Origin of the sequence: Streptococcus sp. 1171_SSPC, from assembly GCF_001069335.1 — a bacterium.
GTDB classification, from domain to species: Bacteria; Bacillota; Bacilli; order Lactobacillales; family Streptococcaceae; genus Streptococcus; species Streptococcus xiaochunlingii.
In genome coordinates, this window is the sequence record NZ_JWAK01000007.1 from 19,475 (window position 1) to 37,222 (window position 17,748).

At 42.7% G+C, this 17,748-nt stretch carries 18 protein-coding genes; 2 read left to right on the forward strand and 16 right to left on the reverse strand.

The window, feature by feature from the left end; genetic code table 11:
• Positions 1-136: 136 nt before the first annotated feature.
• Positions 137-2,044: a DUF2207 domain-containing protein gene (locus ADF75_RS00600; protein ID WP_048788756.1), complete on the reverse strand. Its 1,908-nt coding sequence runs from the start codon at positions 2,042-2,044 to the stop codon at positions 137-139.
• A gap of 120 nt (positions 2,045-2,164) precedes the next feature.
• On the opposite strand from ADF75_RS00600, the gene ADF75_RS00605 reads away from it, so the two are divergent.
• Both ADF75_RS00605 and ADF75_RS00610 read left to right on the forward strand, forming a co-directional pair.
• Positions 2,165-3,727, forward strand: coding sequence for an ABC transporter substrate-binding protein/permease (locus ADF75_RS00605; RefSeq protein ID WP_048788757.1), 1,563 nt, complete (start codon positions 2,165-2,167; stop codon positions 3,725-3,727).
• Positions 3,727-4,467, forward strand: a complete 741-nt coding sequence (locus tag ADF75_RS00610; RefSeq protein WP_009732258.1) for an amino acid ABC transporter ATP-binding protein — start codon at positions 3,727-3,729, stop codon at positions 4,465-4,467. Before ADF75_RS00605 ends, ADF75_RS00610 begins: the two co-directional genes overlap by 1 nt.
• 195 nt (positions 4,468-4,662) lie before the next feature.
• Here the strand turns inward: ADF75_RS00610 and ADF75_RS00615 are convergent, their stop codons facing one another.
• The 15 genes from ADF75_RS00615 to ADF75_RS00685 form a co-directional block, all read right to left on the reverse strand.
• Positions 4,663-4,878 (reverse strand): hypothetical protein, encoded by a 216-nt coding sequence (locus ADF75_RS00615; protein WP_006594972.1) that lies wholly within the window; start codon positions 4,876-4,878, stop codon positions 4,663-4,665.
• A gap of 109 nt (positions 4,879-4,987) precedes the next feature.
• Positions 4,988-5,875, reverse strand: a complete 888-nt coding sequence (locus ADF75_RS00620) for an SPFH domain-containing protein (RefSeq protein WP_048788758.1) — start codon at positions 5,873-5,875, stop codon at positions 4,988-4,990.
• A gap of 59 nt (positions 5,876-5,934) precedes the next feature.
• Positions 5,935-7,185 (reverse strand): threonine ammonia-lyase IlvA, encoded by a 1,251-nt coding sequence (gene ilvA, locus ADF75_RS00625; protein WP_048714769.1) that lies wholly within the window; start codon positions 7,183-7,185, stop codon positions 5,935-5,937.
• Between the two features lie 215 nt (positions 7,186-7,400).
• A complete protein-coding gene (gene ilvC, locus ADF75_RS00630) occupies positions 7,401-8,423 on the reverse strand; it encodes a ketol-acid reductoisomerase (RefSeq protein ID WP_023027688.1) in 1,023 nt (340 codons plus the stop codon).
• 64 nt (positions 8,424-8,487) lie between these two features.
• A complete protein-coding gene (ilvN, locus tag ADF75_RS00635) occupies positions 8,488-8,964 on the reverse strand; it encodes an acetolactate synthase small subunit (RefSeq protein ID WP_006594976.1) in 477 nt (158 codons plus the stop codon).
• Positions 8,957-10,657, reverse strand: coding sequence for an acetolactate synthase large subunit (locus ADF75_RS00640; protein WP_048788759.1), 1,701 nt, complete (start codon positions 10,655-10,657; stop codon positions 8,957-8,959). Before ADF75_RS00640 ends, ilvN begins: the two co-directional genes overlap by 8 nt.
• A 186-nt stretch (positions 10,658-10,843) precedes the next feature.
• Positions 10,844-11,443 carry a response regulator transcription factor gene (locus tag ADF75_RS00645; RefSeq protein WP_048788760.1) on the reverse strand — a complete coding sequence of 200 codons (600 nt, stop codon included), beginning with the start codon at positions 11,441-11,443 and terminating at the stop codon, positions 10,844-10,846.
• A 1-nt stretch (position 11,444) separates the two neighbouring features.
• Positions 11,445-12,542, reverse strand: a complete 1,098-nt coding sequence (locus ADF75_RS00650) for a sensor histidine kinase (protein WP_048788761.1) — start codon at positions 12,540-12,542, stop codon at positions 11,445-11,447.
• A complete protein-coding gene (locus tag ADF75_RS00655; protein WP_048788762.1) occupies positions 12,539-13,279 on the reverse strand; it encodes an ABC transporter permease in 741 nt (246 codons plus the stop codon). Before ADF75_RS00655 ends, ADF75_RS00650 begins: the two co-directional genes overlap by 4 nt.
• Positions 13,248-14,165: an ABC transporter ATP-binding protein gene (locus ADF75_RS00660; protein ID WP_048788763.1), complete on the reverse strand. Its 918-nt coding sequence runs from the start codon at positions 14,163-14,165 to the stop codon at positions 13,248-13,250. Before ADF75_RS00660 ends, ADF75_RS00655 begins: the two co-directional genes overlap by 32 nt.
• Positions 14,152-14,349 carry a hypothetical protein gene (locus ADF75_RS00665; protein ID WP_048714779.1) on the reverse strand — a complete coding sequence of 66 codons (198 nt, stop codon included), beginning with the start codon at positions 14,347-14,349 and terminating at the stop codon, positions 14,152-14,154. Before ADF75_RS00665 ends, ADF75_RS00660 begins: the two co-directional genes overlap by 14 nt.
• Entirely contained in the window at positions 14,346-14,537 is a 192-nt protein-coding gene (locus ADF75_RS00670; RefSeq protein ID WP_014712940.1) for a hypothetical protein, read from the reverse strand. The genes ADF75_RS00665 and ADF75_RS00670 overlap by 4 nt, the downstream gene beginning before the upstream one ends.
• 128 nt (positions 14,538-14,665) lie before the next feature.
• Positions 14,666-15,235 carry an SP0191 family lipoprotein gene (locus tag ADF75_RS00675; protein ID WP_048788764.1) on the reverse strand — a complete coding sequence of 190 codons (570 nt, stop codon included), beginning with the start codon at positions 15,233-15,235 and terminating at the stop codon, positions 14,666-14,668.
• A 162-nt stretch (positions 15,236-15,397) separates the two neighbouring features.
• On the reverse strand, positions 15,398-17,062 hold the full coding sequence (locus ADF75_RS00680) for a DAK2 domain-containing protein (RefSeq protein WP_048691480.1): 1,665 nt from the start codon (positions 17,060-17,062) through the stop codon (positions 15,398-15,400).
• A 2-nt stretch (positions 17,063-17,064) separates the two neighbouring features.
• A complete protein-coding gene (locus tag ADF75_RS00685) occupies positions 17,065-17,430 on the reverse strand; it encodes an Asp23/Gls24 family envelope stress response protein (RefSeq protein WP_006594986.1) in 366 nt (121 codons plus the stop codon).
• Between the last annotated feature and the right edge of the window lie 318 nt (positions 17,431-17,748).

The following is a 17,748-nucleotide window of genomic DNA, read 5'->3' on the forward strand; positions in this document are numbered from 1 at the left end:
AATCAGCGTAGTAGAGCCCACTCAACCACTGCGTCTTGCTCAACAATCCCAAAATAATTGAGAGGCTAGGACTTTTGTCCCAGCCTCTTCTATAAAATTATACACACAACTGTGGCTAGCTAGCACTTGTGCGACTCTAAAAAGCACCGAAGCCACCGCCACCACCGCCACCAGAGAAGCCACCACCAGAACTACCGCTTGAAGATACTGTAAAATGACTAGCAGTTGTCGCGGTCGTTCCATAAGTAGATAAGAGATGGCTGGAATGGATCAGATTACTACGAAATGGAGTGTAGACATAGGCATCCATACTTGGGTTATCCAAGTGGATTTGACGAAGCTTCATCACTTTACTTACTTGATCTGCAAAACCAAATAGAGTAGCATAGACTAATAAGCGATTCCATAAAACCAGCGATTGAACTTCTGCTTCTTCCAAATGAGCGATATCCCGCAACATATTACGGAAGCTATCCCAGTAATAGCGCTGTTCTGCACCGAGGTCCGTTGGGACTCCATCCCGTCGATAGAGGGTGAACTTCCCTTGGAAGGATGCTGGAAGAATCCACATCACCAACACATAGATCACACAAAAGATAGAGAGCCAATTCAAGATGAAATAAGCAATTAGACCGGCTACCAAAGCAATGCTCCATGCTGCCCATCCAAAGAAGAGGCACATACGGCCTGCACGTTCCTCCCCTGCCTCTAAAGGACGGTAGTAAGGAGAAAGGGCAAAGGTTTGGATCTTTTGTTGAACTGCCTGAGCGACACGAGAAATCGCTGCATCAATCCGATCTTGCGCTTGTTTTCCACGCTTGCGAATAGCATCTTGATCTTTTTCAGAGGCATATTTATAGAGAGAATCCGAAATTTCATAATCTGAAAACAAGTCATCTGTTCTACAATATTTTTGAGAACCGAAAGCTAGTCTAAGAAATTCGCGCTCAAATTCATCCAATGTATCTTCATTTTGAATGGTTAAAACTGTATGAGTGTCGTATTGCTCACAGATGATATTTTTTCGATCAATCAAATCAAGTAAGGTTGCTTGCACCAACTGATCAAATTTAAAGACGCCCCGAGCGTGTTTTTTGGTTGGAGAAATCTCATCTAGCTCTGTAGAGTATACAATCGAGGCCATTAGTAGAGGCGCAACGTCATTTGGAATCTCATACAAGCGGCTATTTTTTGGGAAAACTCTGGTAGAAGTCACAGATTGTATGAATCGATGACGATAATAAATAGCAAGAAGAAGGAAGAACAGAATAAGGATTGGGAGTAGGACCTTCATAAATAGGCGAATCCAGGTCCGTTTTTGAACAATTCCTGCTTCCGTCCGATGATAGTTGGACTCCTCCATCAAACCTGTATCGCGATAGGATTCCCCAAAGGAAGCTATATCCGATTTCCGCCAGTAAGCATAAATCTCAACACCTTCTTTTCGTTTCAGATTCTCTAGAGTAGCCTTATAGTTTGCTTCTTCTTTCTGAACAGTTGCCTCAGCCCCCATATAAGCCGTATGGATATTCAGTTCCGATTTTGAGGCAGCTGTGGCAAATTTCGGGATAACCTGTAACTCTACTTTTTTGACCTCTTGATCCCCATCACTGATTGGTTTCCAGTTCAATAATAGGATATCTTGGTGAACATAGAGCAAGTTTTTTAAGCGCCAGGTAACCTTTATCTTGACAGTATCCCCTGCACTTCCACCGTTATAAATCTTTACCTGATAACCATCGCCTAAATTATGAACTTCTGGTTCTTGCGACAAGGTTCTACCTTCCACTTCCACCAAAGGAGGAATTACTATTTCAAAACCTTGAGGCATTTTACCAGCACTTCCTAAGGTGACATATTGACCATTATAGGAAGTTGTAAAATGATAGACCAATTCTTCCTCATAGGTAGCATCATCCCAAGTTTCCAAGGTAAGAGTCCCCCGATAAGACTGAACCTCATAGGAAGGACCATCCGCTTTTACAAAACCTGTTATAAATAGACAGGCCATCACTGCCAATAGAACATACAGAATTTTTTTCATTTCCCCTATACTCCTTTGGTTTATTATAGCATTTTTTCATGAAAAGGTTATCAGGTTTGAAAAGTAGACCAATTTCCTGTACAATAAGATGATACTATTTATAAAGGAAGAGGAGACTACATGAAAAAAACAATTTATGCTCTCTTTACCGGACTACTTTTGTGTCTGGGAATGAGCCATATTGTCAAAGCAGATGAGTATCTCCGGATTGGAATGGAGGCTGCGTATGCTCCTTTCAACTGGACTCAAGAAGATGATTCAAATGGAGCCGTAAAGATTGATGGCACCAACCAATATGCCAACGGGTACGATGTTCAAATCGCCAAAAAAGTTGCTGAGGGACTAGGTAAAAAACCTCTGATCGTAAAAACATCTTGGAACGGACTAATTCCAGCCCTCACTTCTGGGAAAATCGATATGATCATCGCCGGGATGAGTCCTACTGCTGAGCGCAAAAAAGAGGTTGCCTTTTCTAATAGCTACTATACTAGTGAGCCAGTCATGCTAGTTCGCAAAGATGGAAACTATGCGAATGCCACTAGTTTAGATGACTTTAAGGATGCCAAGGTCACCTCTCAACAAGGGGTCTACCTCTACTCGCTCATCTCCCAACTCAAGGGTGCAAAACAAGAAACTGCAATGGGAGACTTTGCTCAAATGCGCCAAGCTTTAGAATCTGGTGTTATTGATGCCTATGTTTCTGAGCGTCCAGAAGCCTTGACAGCTGAGTCCGCTAATTCAAAATTTAAGATGATCCAATTCAAAAAAGGATTTGAAGTTGGGGAAGAAGATGCGACCATCGCTATCGGGATGAAGAAGGGTGACGCTAGACTTGACCAAGTCAATGCGGCACTAGCGAAAATTTCATCTGAAGACCAAGTCAAACTCATGGATGATATGATCAAGAAGCAACCAGCTTCCAGCGATGCTAGCGATGATGAGCAGACTTTCTTCAGCCAAATGATGAAGATTTTGAAAGATAATGGCCCACAGTTCTTACGTGGAACTGGTATGACCCTCCTCATCTCCATGACAGGGACCATTGCTGGTTTGATTATCGGTTTGTTGATCGGTGTCTTCCGGACTGCGCCTATGTCTAAAAACAAGGCTCTCGCTGCCTTGCAAACATTCTTTGGTTGGTTCCTCAATGTCTACATTGAAATCTTCCGCGGAACTCCGATGATCGTTCAATCCATGGTTATTTTCTACGGTTCAGCCCAAGCCTTCAACATTTCCTTGGATCGTACCTGGGCCGCCATCTTTATTGTTTCGATCAATACAGGGGCTTATATGAGCGAGATTGTTCGTGGAGGAATCTTAGCAGTGGATACTGGTCAGTTTGAAGCAGCGACTGCTCTAGGAATGACCCATGGACAAACCATGCGCAAGGTCGTCCTTCCTCAAGTTATTCGCAATATCTTGCCAGCGACAGGGAATGAATTTGTCATTAACATCAAGGATACATCTGTCTTGAATGTTATCTCCGTGGTCGAACTTTACTTTACAGGAAATACGGTCGCAACTCAAAACTACCAATACTTCCCAACCTTTACTATTATTGCGGTTATTTACTTTATCCTGACTTTTACTATCACCCGTATCCTTCGTTACATCGAACGTCGCTTAGATTCTGATACCTATACAACAGGTGCCAATCAAATGCAAGTCAAAGAGGTGAAATAATGGCAGAAAAAATACTTGAAATCAAACACTTAAAAAAATCCTACGGTCAAAACGAAGTTTTGAAGGACATCTCTCTTTCTGTTGAAAAGGGCGAAGTAATCTCTATCATTGGGAGCTCTGGTAGCGGGAAATCTACCTTCCTTCGCTCCATCAATCTCTTAGAGACACCGACTGATGGAGAAATCCTCTACCGGGGGCAAAACGTTCTTGATCCTGACTATGATCTCACCCACTATCGGGAAAAATTGGGCATGGTTTTCCAAAGCTTCAACCTCTTTGAAAACTTAAATGTCTTAGAAAACACCATTGTCGCTCAGACAACTGTCCTAAAACGGGACAGAGAAACGGCTGAGAAGATTGCTAAAGCGAATTTAGAGAAAGTTGGTATGGGAGAACCTTATTGGGCTGCTCGTCCAAAACAACTTTCAGGAGGACAAAAACAACGGGTCGCTATCGCTCGGGCCCTCTCTATGGATCCGGATGCTATTCTCTTCGATGAGCCAACCTCTGCTCTGGACCCTGAAATGGTCGGAGAAGTTCTTAAAATTATGCAAGACTTAGCCAAAGAAGGCTTAACCATGATCGTGGTCACCCACGAAATGGAATTTGCACGAGACGTCTCAAGTCGTGTTATCTTTATGGACAAGGGGGTCATCGCTGAACAAGGTGATCCGAAAGAAATCTTTACCAATCCAAAAGAAGAACGAACGAAAGAATTCTTACAACGTTTCTTAAACTAAAACAAACTCCCTCACTGGAAATCCTTCCGATGAGGGAGTTTTTAAATACCATCAATTGAAAGCACGATTCCACACATAAACTTGTTGAAATCCTTTGATAGATATGAAGTAAGCTAGTGATACTTTCCTACGATATCCTGATTTATACTATATAAAAAGAAGGGAAGCTTTTTCCCTTCTTTTTTATATCTAAGTTTAATTTTCGAATTTTTGATGATTCTTATCATAAAAATCGATCAAGCCAAGCGCAGTTTCAAACGAAATGTTTTTCACTTTTGCACGACCTTGCGCAAGTGCAATGATAGACATTTCACGGGCGTTCGTTTCTTTACTGATACGATAGCCAGTGATCTTTTTATCACGTACCCAACCAACAACTGATTCCACTTTTTCGAAGTTCGATTTAGCCATGATTCTTCTCCTATATTATTATTTCCAATACTAATATAAAATTTTTTGCATATTTTGTCAACCATAATAGCTGAAAATACGAACAATTTTAAAAAAGTCAGATATTTTGTTATTTAGCTTTTAAAGCTGAGAGGATTTGGGTGCGAATGCTCTCTACGCCATCAGGATTAGCTGGTAAGAAGAGGGTATTGGTTCCTTGTTTTTCTGCAAAGTTATTCAAAGTATCCAAATATTGGTTGGTCAAAAGAATCGACATAATCTGTTCTTCTGTCAAATTCACATTGGTGTCTTTCAATTCCTTGATAGAATCTGCTAAACCATCTACAATGGCCTTCCGTTGCTCTGCAATCCCGACCCCGTGAAGGCGATCTTTTTCAGCTTCCGCTTCGGCTGCAGTAACAATTTTAATCTTATCCGCTTCAGCCAATTCTTGGGCAGCCACACGTTTCCGTTGAGCAGCGTTGATCTCATTCATTGACTGCTTGACTTCAGCATCTGGTTCAACCTTGGTAATCAAGGTTTTTACAATGATATACCCGTAGGTTGACATTTCTTCAGCTACTTGTTTTTGAACCTCAAGGGCGATTTCATCCTTTTTCTCAAACAATTCATCCAAGGTCAACTTTGGAACAGATGAGCGCAGAGCATCTTCGATGTAAGATTTGATCTGAGCTTCTGGACGCATCAATTTGTAGTAAGCATCCGTTACATTGTTTTCATTTACACGGTATTGTGTCGCGACATTCATAGTAACGAATACGTTATCTTGTGTCTTAGTTTCGACCACAATCTCGCTTTGCAAGAGACGCAATTGCACACGCGCAGCAATTTTATCGATACCAAATGGTGCACGGACATGAATCCCACTATTGCTGATCTTTTGATAGCGTCCAAAACGCTCAATAATTGCAACAGATTGTTGTTTCACCACATAGAGTGAGCTAATGAATACAGTAGCTCCAACTACTAGAATAGCCAATAGAAAAATCCAAATCATTTCCTGATTCTCCTTTATATTTTATTACTTTTTTAAGTGACTCTTTGTTAAAGAAGCCATCATACCAACATGTTATAGAGGGTTTCATTTCCATTTAGGTTAATGAAAGAAGGGTCAAATTGTTCAATCCGATTGATCAGACCTGCATAGTCATGCTTATCTGCCAAAGCAACCCCAATCAAGACTGGGCCAGTCCCCTTACTTGCTCGTTTGATGTACTCAAACCGCGTGATATCGTCATTTGGTCCTAAGATATCATTTACAAATTCTCGAAGAGCTCCTGGACGTTGCGGGAAGTTGACGATGAAGTAGTGTTTAATACCATCATAGATCAAAGCTCGCTCTTCCATCTCTGGCATCCGGTTAATATCATTGTTCCCCCCAGAAATCACACAGCAAATGGTCTTCCCTTTGATATACTCTCTCAACACTTCTAAAGCCGCTACACTGGCAGCTCCAGCTGGTTCTGCAACCAAGCCTTGCTTAGAATAAAGATCAATCAAGGTCTCAGAGATCAAGCCTTCGTTGACGCCAATCAAGGTCTCAACATTTTTTTTCGTTGCCTCATAAGTCAACTGGCCTACCTTTTGAACAGCAATCCCATCCGCAAATTTATCAATCTGTTTGAGTTTTACCGGGCCTCCAGCTTCAAAGGCTGCCTTCATCGACCGAGCCCCATCTGCTTCGATCCCAATAACCTCGATTTCCGGCGCTTGTTCCTTGATATAGGTGGATACTCCGGCGATGAGGCCTCCCCCACCAACTGGTACTAACACCGCATCGAAGGCAATGGATTCTTTCTTAGCTTCCTCTAGAATTTCGTAGGCTACAGTTCCTTGACCTGCTTGGACATTGGCATCATCAAATGGATCAATGAAGGTACAGTTTTTAAGCTCGGTATATTCCTGCGCCGCCTTAGAAGAAGCATCAAAAGTATCTCCTACTAATTTAATGGTCACATATTCTCCACCGAAGAAACGAACCTGGCTAATTTTTTGCTGAGGTGTTGTAATCGGCATAAAGATGGTCGCTGGGATTTTCATCTCCCGGCAGGTGTAGGCAACTCCTTGAGCGTGGTTCCCTGCTGAGGCACAGACTACTCCTCGCTCTCTCTCTTTCTCATTCAACTGAGAAATCGCGTAGTAGGCTCCACGAATCTTAAAGGAACGAACCCGCTGCGCATTTTCCTTCTTTAAGTAGATTTTCGCTCTATACTTTTCGGATAAATAATGATCATAATCTAAGGGAGTCTCAACAACCACACCCTTTAAGACCTTGTGGGCTTTTATGATATCTTTCGATGTTATCATGGTCTTCCTCTTCTTCTCCTTATTTCATCTAATTATATCAAAAGACTGCAAAAATTTCAGCGTATTTTCCAAATTTTCAGAAAAATCACCCAAAATGTTCGATATGGCACGTCTCTTCATACAGATTCTGCTAAATGGTTGAAAATACCTTCCAATCCATCTCTGCTATTGATGAAAAAGAAGTTGGGATTTCTCCCAACTTCACCATCACCTCATTAGTTATAGATTTTAAAGGCGTCGTCGTCATTTTTTCCAACGAATGGCATTGCTTTACGCAATTCAGCACCAACTTTTTCGATTTCAAGGTTAGCCGCTTGTTCACGGTAAGCAGTCAATTTTGGACGACCAGCTTTGTAGTCATTCACAAAGTCGTTGGCGAATTTACCATTTTGGATATCCGCAAGAACGGCTTTCATGTTTTCTTTCACTTGTTCAGTAATCACACGTGGACCTGACACGTAGTCACCGTATTCAGCAGTGTTAGAGATTGATTGACGCATTTTCTTGAATCCACCTTCGTAGATCAAGTCAACGATGAGTTTCATTTCGTGAAGTACTTCAAAGTAAGCCAATTCTGGAGCGTATCCAGCTTCCGTCAAGACTTCAAAACCTGCTTCAATAAGGGCAGTCAAACCACCACAGAGAACGGCTTGTTCACCAAATAAATCTTCTTCAGTTTCTTCTTTATAAGTTGTTTCCAAAAGACCAACGCGTGCTGAACCAACACCTTTACACCAATCCATGGCGATATCTTTAGCATTTCCTGTAGCATCTTGGTAGACAGCGTAAAGTGCAGGAACACCAAATCCTTCTTCATACGTACGGCGCACCAAGTGACCAGGGCCTTTAGGTGCACACATGAAGACATCTACATCTGCAGGAACTTTGATGAATTCGAAGTGGATGTTGAAACCATGTGCAAATCCAACAGCATTACCAGCTTCCAAGTTTGGAGCAATTTCTGCTTCGTACAATTCTTGTTGGATTTCGTCTGGAGCCAAGATCATGATAACGTCAGCCAATTTAGTTGCTTCTGCTACTGTGTAAGTATCAAAACCATCTTCTTTTGCTTTATCAAAAGATTTACCTGGACGTACACCGATGATCACATCATGACCTGAGTCACGCAAGTTTTGAGCGTGGGCATGACCTTGTGAGCCATAACCAATAACGGCGATTTTTTTACCGTCAAGTGCTGCTACTTTTACATCTTTTTCGTATTCCATTTGAACTGCCATAGTTTTTTCTCTCTTTTCTATTTTTATTGCCTCTTAGGCTGTTTTAACAAATTTAGGTTGGATTTTAATCGCGGGTAAAGCCAGTTGCACCAGTCCGTGCGACATTTTTAATCCCATAAGGACGAATGACACGCAAGAGAGCTTCGTTCTTCTCTGCATTTCCTGTCATCTGCACGGTGATGGAGCTTGGAGCTACGTCTACCACAGTTGCGCGGAAGGGCTGGATAATAGCCAGCAATTCTGCCCGTTTCTCTGCTGGTGCAGAGACCTTGATCAGAATCACTTCACGCTCTAGGTGAGGTTTATCTGTAATGTCTCGGACGCGAATCACATCGACCTGGCGATTGAGTTGCTTGATGATTTGTTCGACTTCATCATGAGAGGCAACATCGATGATGATGGTAATCCGTGATACATTCGGATTTTCTGTTGCTCCTACTGAGATGCTCTCAATGTTGACTTGTCGTCTAGACAAGACACCGGTAAAGCGATTGAGAACCCCAGACCGGTTTTGAAGTTTGGCTGTTAACATTCTACGCATTAAACTTCACCCCCAACATCTCATGATTGCTCTTACCAGCTGGTACCATTGGTAAAACGTGTTCTTTCCGAGAAATGTCAATCTCGATGAACATTGGTACATCTTCGGTAATGACTTCCAAATCCTTCTCAAGGGTTTCGGGATTATCAAATTTGTAATTCTTAATCCCATAGGCTTGCGCCATCAATTGGAAGTCTGGCAAGGTTTCAAAGACGGACTCTGATGTTCGTCCATCATAGAAGGCTTCTTGCCACTGCCGAACCATCCCAAGTGAATGGTTATTGAGCATGATGACCTTGATCGGAATCTTGTAAACATTCAAGATTGCCAATTCTTGGTTGGTCATCTGGAAGCCACCATCTCCGACAAAGAGCACGACTTCTTTGTCTGGATTGGCAATCTTAGCACCAATTGCAGCTGGTACACCGAATCCCATGGTCCCTAGACCACCAGAAGTCACTAATTGCCGTTCGTTTTGGTATGGGTAGTACTGAGCTGCCCACATTTGGTGTTGGCCAACGTCTGTCACGACGATGGCATCCCCCTTGGTCAACTCACCCACGCGTTCAATAACTGCTTGGGGTTGGACCACGCGTTCTTTCTTATCGTAAGAACGAACCCGGTTCTTATCTTTTGTGACCTTCTCGATCCATTTCTCCGTATTGTTGTGAACGACTGGCTCTGCCAACAATTGTTGTAGAGCTTTCTTCGCATCGCCAACGACGGGAATATCGACTGCAATGATTTTACCAATCTCTGCTGGGTCAATATCAATATGAGCGACTTTGGCATTCTTCGCAAAGGTCTTTGGATTTCCTGTCAGACGGTCATCGAAACGACAGCCAATACTGATCATGAAATCCGCTTCGGTCATGGCAATGTTGGCCGCAAAGGATCCGTGCATCCCACCCATTCCAAGGAAGAGAGGATGGTTTGTCGCAATCGTTCCCTGACCTAAAAGGCTAGTCACTACAGGGATCTGATAGCGTTCTGCTAAGGCTACCAATTCTTCTGCCGCTTCCGCATAGCTAACGCCACCCCCAGCCAAAAGGACTGGTTTCTTAGCCTTGCCCAATTGCTTCAAGATTTTCTTAATCTGCAATTCATTTGGCTCAATGGTCGGTTGGTAACTTGGAATGTTGATTGCTGGGTTGAATACATAATCTGTTTCTAAGGCAGAGACATCTTTTGGAAGGTCAATGACGACAGGGCCTGGACGACCAGTTGTCGCAATATGGACCGCTTCAGTAATAATCCGTGGAATATCTGCTGTCTCTCGTACTTGGTAATTGTACTTGGTGATCGGCATGGTAATCCCAACAATATCTGCCTCTTGGAAGGCATCCTTCCCGATACCGGAACGGTTGACCTGTCCAGTAAATACAAGAAGAGGGACACTATCACTCATGGCGTCAGCAATACCTGTAATGGCATTGGTTGCCCCAGGTCCACTAGTGACGACTGCGACACCCAACTTTCCAGTTGATTTGGCGTAGCCTTCCGCTTCATGCAAACACCCTTGTTCATGTCGACCAAGAATGTGTTTGATCCCTTTAAAACTATAAATAGCATCGTAAAGGGGCAAAACCGCTCCACCTGGGTACCCAAAAATGGTATCAATCCCAAGATCTCGAAGCGTTTCTAGCACAAGCTCTGAACCTGTCTTTGCAGTTTCTAAGGTAATTTTCTCCATGTCTCTCCTTTCTGTTTCTTTGATTATCAAATGAGCATGCTACTATCATATCATTTTTGGAAAATATTTCAAGTAAAAATCACAAATTTTCTGAATTTTCTATCCAAATCCGAATAATGAGATATTTCCTGAAAAAAGAACAATCCAATCAAAAAAGTCTCTAGGAATCCTAGAAACTTTGCTTGCTTATAGCCAGCCCCTTTCTTGGGCAATCTTTGCTGCCTCGGTCCGGTTCTCTGCATCCAACTTGGTCAGAATGGCTGACATATAATTGCGGATGGTCCCGTTAGAGAGAAATAAACGATCAGCAATTTCTTGATTAGAAGCTCCCTTTGCAACTTCTTTTAAAACCGCCTGCTCCTGAGAACTTAGAGGATTGGGATGGGTCAGGATTCCCTCCATTAATTCAGGAGAATATTCTTTTTGCCCTGCCAAAACTGTATGCAGGGTCCCCATCAAGTCCGTGATGCGTCGCTCTTTTAGAACATAGGCATCGACTCCAGCCTTGAGGGCCCGCTCAAAGTAACCAGGTCTCTTAAAGGTGGTAACGATGACAACCTTGAGCTGGGGTTGTTGACGTTTAGCCCATTCCAACACTTCTAGCCCTGTTTTGATAGGCATCTCAATATCTAAAATAGCAATATCAACTGGATGGGTTTCGAGTAAGCGAAGGGCTTCTTGCCCATCTCCAGCCTGCAAGACTTCTTCTACATCCTCTTGCAAAAGCAAGAGCTGGCAGAGGGCATCGCGCAACATACTTTGGTCTTCTGCAACTAATAAGCGCATCTTATTTCCTTTCTTGATAGGGGATCCATATTTCTATGCGGGTTGGCTTGTGACGACGACTGATCTCTAACTCTCCTCCCAATAAGGCAATCCGTTCGCGGATCGAGTGCAGATCCTTATCGGAAACTTTACTAAAGCCGATGCCATTGTCTTCTGCAACCATTTCTACACCTGTTTCAGTGGAGCGATAAGAGAGAAGGGCTTGCGTTGCTTTGGCATGTTTGATCATATTAGTGGCTAATTCCAGAGACACCATGGCCAGAGCAGACTCTAGGATCGGTGAGATACTGGCTGTATCGAGATTGCTTTGGATTTTCACTTTTACTTGCGCCACTTCTAGCATTTGCTGGACGGTTTCTAGCTCTCTTGCCAGGGTTCGCTGCTTCAAGTTCTCCACAATCTCTCGGACTTGGTGCATGGACTCCTGACTGATGGTTTGAATCTCTTGCACCTGCTCCTGCGCCTTCTCAACTTGACCCAATGCTAAGAATTGATCAGCCAGGTCTGCCTTGACACTGAGCATGGCAAAGGTGTGCCCTAGACTATCATGCAGATCGCGGCCAATCCGATGGCGCTCGTTTTCTGCCAGCAAAAGATTGATCTGGGCATTTTGCTTGGCATGATCAGCTTTCAACTCTTCCACCATCCGAATCCGAATCATGCCGTAGGTCATGGCATGAGTAAAAAAGAAAATAATGATTAAAAATACCCATTCATACTCCATCGCACTCTGTTTGAAAAAGATGGCCCCAAAAAGCAGGAATTGCGATAGAAAAACTGTCCAAAGATAGGGAGAGCGAAAATTGTGAATCTCAAAGTGATAGACCAATAGGTTGCTGATGAAGAAATAAAACCAAAAATAGTTGGCGTTAACAAAAAGAGTATTTCCTGCTACATAGGCTAGGAGGTATAGCCAACAAATCCAGGTCAGCTTTTTGTTTTCAGTAATCAAGACTCCTAGATAGGAAGCAATAAACAAGAGGGCTAAAAAGAAGTGCCAGTAGGGGACCTCCCCTAATAAAATAGAGATAAAGGGAAAGCCCATAAAGACTAGGCTAGCGTAAAACATATAATGGATACGCTTGAGTTTTTCAATCATGAACTAACCTCAGAATGACGACGATAAACAATGACAAGGGTAAACAAGACCAGGGTAAACAAGGTTAAATAGACACTAGCGAGAACATTGATCTGCCCCTTGTTTAAAAAGGTCTTGATCAGCTCCATCAATTGATAGGTTGGTAGGCATTTGCCGATGGCTTGCATCCATTCTGGAAAGAGACTAATGGGCATCCAAAGGCCACCCATGACAGCCAACCCCATGTAAAGGAGATTACCCACAACAGACATCAATTGACTAGAAGGAAGCAAGGTCAAAACCAGACCGAGAGCCACAAACGCTAGGCTTCCTAGGATGAGAATAAAGGCCGACAAGACCCAATCCTGTAGGGACATATTCACATGACGCACCACATGACCTACGGTAAAGACGACCCCAATCGATAGAAGAAAATCGACAAAGAGACCCACAACCTTTATTAGATAATATTCTACCATAGATACCGGGGTATGGCGCAAGACTTTTTGCCAATTGTTGAGTCGATCGGTTTCAAGAACTGTTGGAAAAGAAAAGATAGCCGTAGACATCATAGAAAAAGCCGTCATAGAGAGGAGATAATCCCTCATAAAGTGAGCGGGTGCCCCTGGTGTATCCTGGTACATCCCTGAAAAGAAGAGATAAAAGGCCGTTGGCATCCCAATTGATAACAAGTAATAAATGGCTTGGCGTCTGGTCAAATGCCACTCAACCACGCCGAGAGCTTTCATGCGTTTCATCTTCTCTACCTACTTCCTTTGTATTTTCAAAAATAGAATCCAATAAACTTCTATTGGTCACCTCGATCTCTTGGATCGAACATCCTTCTTCCTGCAATCGCCTCCACAAACGATTGGCATCACCTGTCACAACCTGAAGGGCATCGGATTTGACCGTCACTTGACCAACTCCGTCCATCCCTGCCACTAGAGCTTGGTATCGCAAAGGCAGGGTGAAATGTTTTTCTACCTCTTCGCTTCGCATTGATAGAGGTGTCGTATCCCGAAGCAAATGGCCCTGGTGCAAGACCAAAATCCGATCAGCTGTATGTTCTACTTCCTCGATGTAATGGGAAGAATAGACTATAGTCACACCTTGGTCCTTTAAATGCCCGACGATCTCCCAAAAGCGTTGGCGAGTGGACGTATCCATGGCAGCCGTTGGCTCATCCAAAAATAGGAGACTGGGACGACCAATCAAGGTCAACACAAAGGATAAAAGACGCTTTTGCCCACCAGACAGCTTACTGGCTAATTGCTTCTTTTGTTCTGGAGTAAAACGCAATAAATCATCGATGGCATTGACCGTTAAAGGGTTGGGATAAATGGAGCGAAAGAAACTGATCAGTTCCTGCACGGTTAGCTTTTGCACGATGGCATTCTCTTGAGGGAGATAAGAGACACTAGCCTTTAACTGAGGATGACCAGGAGCTTTTCCCTCTACTTCAATAGTTCCAGAAGTCACCTTCCTATCTCCTAGGAGGCAATCCATCAAGGTTGTCTTCCCTGCCCCGTTTGGTCCAATCAAGGCCAGGCAATCCCCTCTCTCGACTGTGAAAGAAAGATCTTCTAGAATCCCCTTTCCTTTGATGCTTTTGTTCAAGTTCTCAACTCTAATGACACTCATGGGACTCTCCTTTCAACCAAATCTGGCCAGCTGGAATGATGACATAGACGACCAAGGTCACTCCCCAAACCGTTTGGAAAAACCAGCTAGGAAAATGGGCAGAAAACCAGCCCGTCATCATCTCAGTTACCCAAAGGAGCAAACACAAAACAGCTACCAATCCAATTTCAAGTTTCTTTTTCATTGCTCCATCTCCTTTTTAACAGCCTTGATCATCTTCAATCCTTCTTGGACCGCCCAGCTCATGATGCCAATCCCAGCAAATAATTCCCAAGGGAAATGGTAATAGAGACTATCATCCTTTGAAAAGATCAAATAGACGACCATCCCAACCACTGTTAACGTAAACACTTTATAGAACCATTGTTTCATTTTTCCTTACCTCTTACTTTCTGACTATATTATAGCGAAAGGAATAACTGCCCACTAGATGATTTTGTCACTGGCTCACATGACAAATGTCATGGAAAATAAAAAAAAGGCCGGACAAGAGTCCGAGCCTATGGTGCTGGGGTTTCTTCTTTGAAACCATGGAGTTTTAATCCTGTGAAAACGGTCGATGCCTTGATGTCTTTCAGGTCACCGATACCAAGATCTTTAAAGTAAGATAGATCTTTAACCTTGTCCCAATCAATGGTTTCCATATCAACAGAGACTGTTGAGGCTAATTTTTTCTCTGGAGTGACCTTATATTCGATACTGAAGCCAGCTGTGTCTTTCAGAGCCTTGTATTCTGAATCTGACTGCAAACCTTCATTGATAATTTTTGTCATTTCTTCAGGACTTAGATTAGCTGAGTTAGTGGCAATTTTTTCTGGTAGGGCCGATAAAACATCTAACTTTAATTTCTGAACCTTATCACCTTTTGTCGTGATGGTGTAGCGATGTTGATTGCCATTGATTTCTGCAGTGAGAACCTTGGTTTCTTCTTTTTCTTCACTGGTAACAGTTTCACTTTTTTCTATCGAAGTAGTGGTTGAGCTTTTTGATGTTTCTGTGGACTGAGACTTAGTAGCACACCCCGTCATCACCAAAAGCAAAGCTCCTAAAAAGCAGATTACCTTTTTCATTTGCTTTTTTCTCCTATTTCTATTTTTCTAAAGTATAACATATCAAATAAAAATTGTCTAAAAACACCTATCTAATCGCTTTCATTAAGCTTTTTTTATCAAAAAAAGGGCCAAAAAATCATTTTTTTGGCTCTTTTTCCTGTTATTTTTGAAAATTTTTGATTATTCAACGCTAAACAAATATGGGTAAACTGGTTGATTTCCTTGATGAATTTCGACTTCGACATCCTCATATTTAGCCATCAAGTTTTGAGCCAAGTCATTGGCTACTTCCTCTTTACCATCTTCACCGATATAAATAGTGACAATTTCACTATCTTCGTCCAACATCTTGTCAAAGGTAGCTGTCAAGGTTTCCATCATATCTGGATTGGAAACGACGATCTTACCATCAACCATTCCAAGATTGTCGTTTTCATGGATTTCAAGACCATCAATAGTGGTATCACGAACAGCTGTCGTCACACTACCTGAAACAACATCTTCCAATGAAGCGCTCATGCGTTCGTAGTTTTCTTCAATCGACTTGCTCTCATCAAAGGCAAGAAGACTGGTCAATCCTTGAGGGATGGTCTTCGTCTCAACAACTGCTGCTGGTTGCTCAATGACTTCTGCTGCAGATTGAGCCGCCATCAAGATGTTCTTGTTGTTTGGCAAGATAATGATGTTGCGCGCATTCAACTCTTCAACAGCTTTGACAAAGTCTTCTGTCGATGGGTTCATGGTTTGACCACCAGAGATGATGTAATCCACCCCTTGCGCTTTGAAGATATCCGCTAATCCGTCACCCGCAACAACTGCAATGATGGCATATTCTTTTGCTTCAGCTGGTTTCGCTTGGCGCTCTTCTTTTTCAACTTGTGCTTCGTGCTGGTTGCGCATGTTGTCGACTTTCACCTTGACCAAGCTTCCGTACTTAAGACCTTCTTGCATGACAAGACCTGGATCTTCTGTATGGACGTGAACTTTGACGATTTCATCATCGTTGACGACTAATAGAGAATCCCCAAGATTGTTCAAATAGTTACGGAATTCGTCGTAGTCAAAGTCTTTGACATAGGTTGGACCTTGTTTCAAAGCAACCATGATCTCTGTACAGTAACCAAAAGTGATATCTTCGGTTGCCACATGGCCCGCTACAGACTTGTGGTGCTCTGCGTTGATCATTTCTGACATGGTTGCTGGAGTCGCCACAAATTCTTCAGAAGCGATGAATTCTCCTGTCAATGCTGATAAGAATCCTTCATAGATAAAGACCAAACCTTGACCACCAGAGTCTACCACACCAACTTCCTTCAATACTGGAAGCATATCTGGTGTTTTGGCAAGAGCTGTTTTAGCTCCTTCAAGGGCTGCACGCATGACTTCAACCGCATCATTGGTTGATTCTGCTTTTTTCTTAGCACCGATAGCAGCACCACGAGAAACGGTCAAGATGGTTCCTTCAACAGGCTTCATAACCGCTTTATAGGCTACTTCAACCCCTGCTTGGAAGGCTGCCGCAAGAGCTGCCCCATCCAATTCATCCTTGTCTTTGACGCTTTGAGAAAATCCGCGGAACAACTGAGAAGTAATAACTCCTGAGTTTCCACGCGCTCCCATCAAAAGCCCCTTCGCAAAGATATTTGCTGCTTCTCCAACAGTTGAAGCAGAGCGATCAGCTACTTCTTTTGCACCATTTTCAATGGTCATTCCCATATTGGTTCCAGTATCACCGTCTGGTACAGGAAAAACGTTCAATGAATTGACATACTCGGCTTGTTTATTTAAGCGAGTAGCCCCTGCTTGGACCATTTCTTGAAATAAACTAGTTGTAATTTTAGACACGATTATTCTCCCACAATTTTAATGTTTTGGATATAGACGTTGACTGTATCCGTTGTGATTCCAAGTTGATTTTCTAAACTGAATTTGACACGCTCTTGAATATTTTTTGAGACTTCGCTAATCTTTGTACCATAGCTCAAAACAGTGTAAACATCAACCGCAATACTTCCTGCTTCCGCTGTTTTCACAACGACACCCTTAGAGTAGTTTTCCTTACCTAAGAGAGCTTGGAAATTATCTTTAATCGCGTTTTTGCTGGCCATTCCAACCACTCCAAAAATTTCAGTGGCTGCACCGCCTACAACAGTTGCGATGACATCATCGGTCAATTCAATTTGACCATCTTTTGTATTGATTTTTACTGTCATAATTTCTACCTCAAAAGTATTTTATATTCTATTTTACCATAAAAGAGGGCGCGTGTAAAAGGGATACACCTTTCTCCTATCGGTTGATACAAATGTCCAAAAAGAGAAAAAATGAAGAAAAAGAAAAGGGAGTGGGAAGGAACTCCGTAAAATAAAAAAAGTTGAAAAGGTTCCCCAAACCTTTTCAATTTTCCCACCCCCGCGCAGTTGATTAGGAAGTACGAATGTTTCAAACATGAGTAGTTCCAATCAACCACTGCGTCATACTACTATTCCTATCAAAAAGCGAAGGCTGGACACTTTATGCCCAGCCTTCTT

What these genes read in the sequence shown, in the direction of transcription:
- ADF75_RS00600 (WP_048788756.1), bottom strand. Translation starts at nt 2,044, where the DNA reads ATGAAAAAAATTCTGTATGTTCTATTGGCAGTGATGGCCTGTCTATTT.
- ADF75_RS00605 (WP_048788757.1), top strand. Translation starts at nt 2,165, where the DNA reads ATGAAAAAAACAATTTATGCTCTCTTTACCGGACTACTTTTGTGTCTG.
- ADF75_RS00610 (WP_009732258.1), top strand. Translation starts at nt 3,727, where the DNA reads ATGGCAGAAAAAATACTTGAAATCAAACACTTAAAAAAATCCTACGGT.
- ADF75_RS00615 (WP_006594972.1), bottom strand. Translation starts at nt 4,878, where the DNA reads ATGGCTAAATCGAACTTCGAAAAAGTGGAATCAGTTGTTGGTTGGGTA.
- ADF75_RS00620 (WP_048788758.1), bottom strand. Translation starts at nt 5,875, where the DNA reads ATGATTTGGATTTTTCTATTGGCTATTCTAGTAGTTGGAGCTACTGTA.
- ilvA (WP_048714769.1), bottom strand. Translation starts at nt 7,185, where the DNA reads ATGATAACATCGAAAGATATCATAAAAGCCCACAAGGTCTTAAAGGGT.
- ilvC (WP_023027688.1), bottom strand. Translation starts at nt 8,423, where the DNA reads ATGGCAGTTCAAATGGAATACGAAAAAGATGTAAAAGTAGCAGCACTT.
- ilvN (WP_006594976.1), bottom strand. Translation starts at nt 8,964, where the DNA reads ATGCGTAGAATGTTAACAGCCAAACTTCAAAACCGGTCTGGGGTTCTC.
- ADF75_RS00640 (WP_048788759.1), bottom strand. Translation starts at nt 10,657, where the DNA reads ATGGAGAAAATTACCTTAGAAACTGCAAAGACAGGTTCAGAGCTTGTG.
- ADF75_RS00645 (WP_048788760.1), bottom strand. Translation starts at nt 11,443, where the DNA reads ATGCGCTTATTAGTTGCAGAAGACCAAAGTATGTTGCGCGATGCCCTC.
- ADF75_RS00650 (WP_048788761.1), bottom strand. Translation starts at nt 12,542, where the DNA reads ATGATTGAAAAACTCAAGCGTATCCATTATATGTTTTACGCTAGCCTA.
- ADF75_RS00655 (WP_048788762.1), bottom strand. Translation starts at nt 13,279, where the DNA reads ATGAAACGCATGAAAGCTCTCGGCGTGGTTGAGTGGCATTTGACCAGA.
- ADF75_RS00660 (WP_048788763.1), bottom strand. Translation starts at nt 14,165, where the DNA reads ATGAGTGTCATTAGAGTTGAGAACTTGAACAAAAGCATCAAAGGAAAG.
- ADF75_RS00665 (WP_048714779.1), bottom strand. Translation starts at nt 14,349, where the DNA reads ATGAAAAAGAAACTTGAAATTGGATTGGTAGCTGTTTTGTGTTTGCTC.
- ADF75_RS00670 (WP_014712940.1), bottom strand. Translation starts at nt 14,537, where the DNA reads ATGAAACAATGGTTCTATAAAGTGTTTACGTTAACAGTGGTTGGGATG.
- ADF75_RS00675 (WP_048788764.1), bottom strand. Translation starts at nt 15,235, where the DNA reads ATGAAAAAGGTAATCTGCTTTTTAGGAGCTTTGCTTTTGGTGATGACG.
- ADF75_RS00685 (WP_006594986.1), bottom strand. Translation starts at nt 17,430, where the DNA reads ATGACAGTAAAAATCAATACAAAAGATGGTCAAATTGAATTGACCGAT.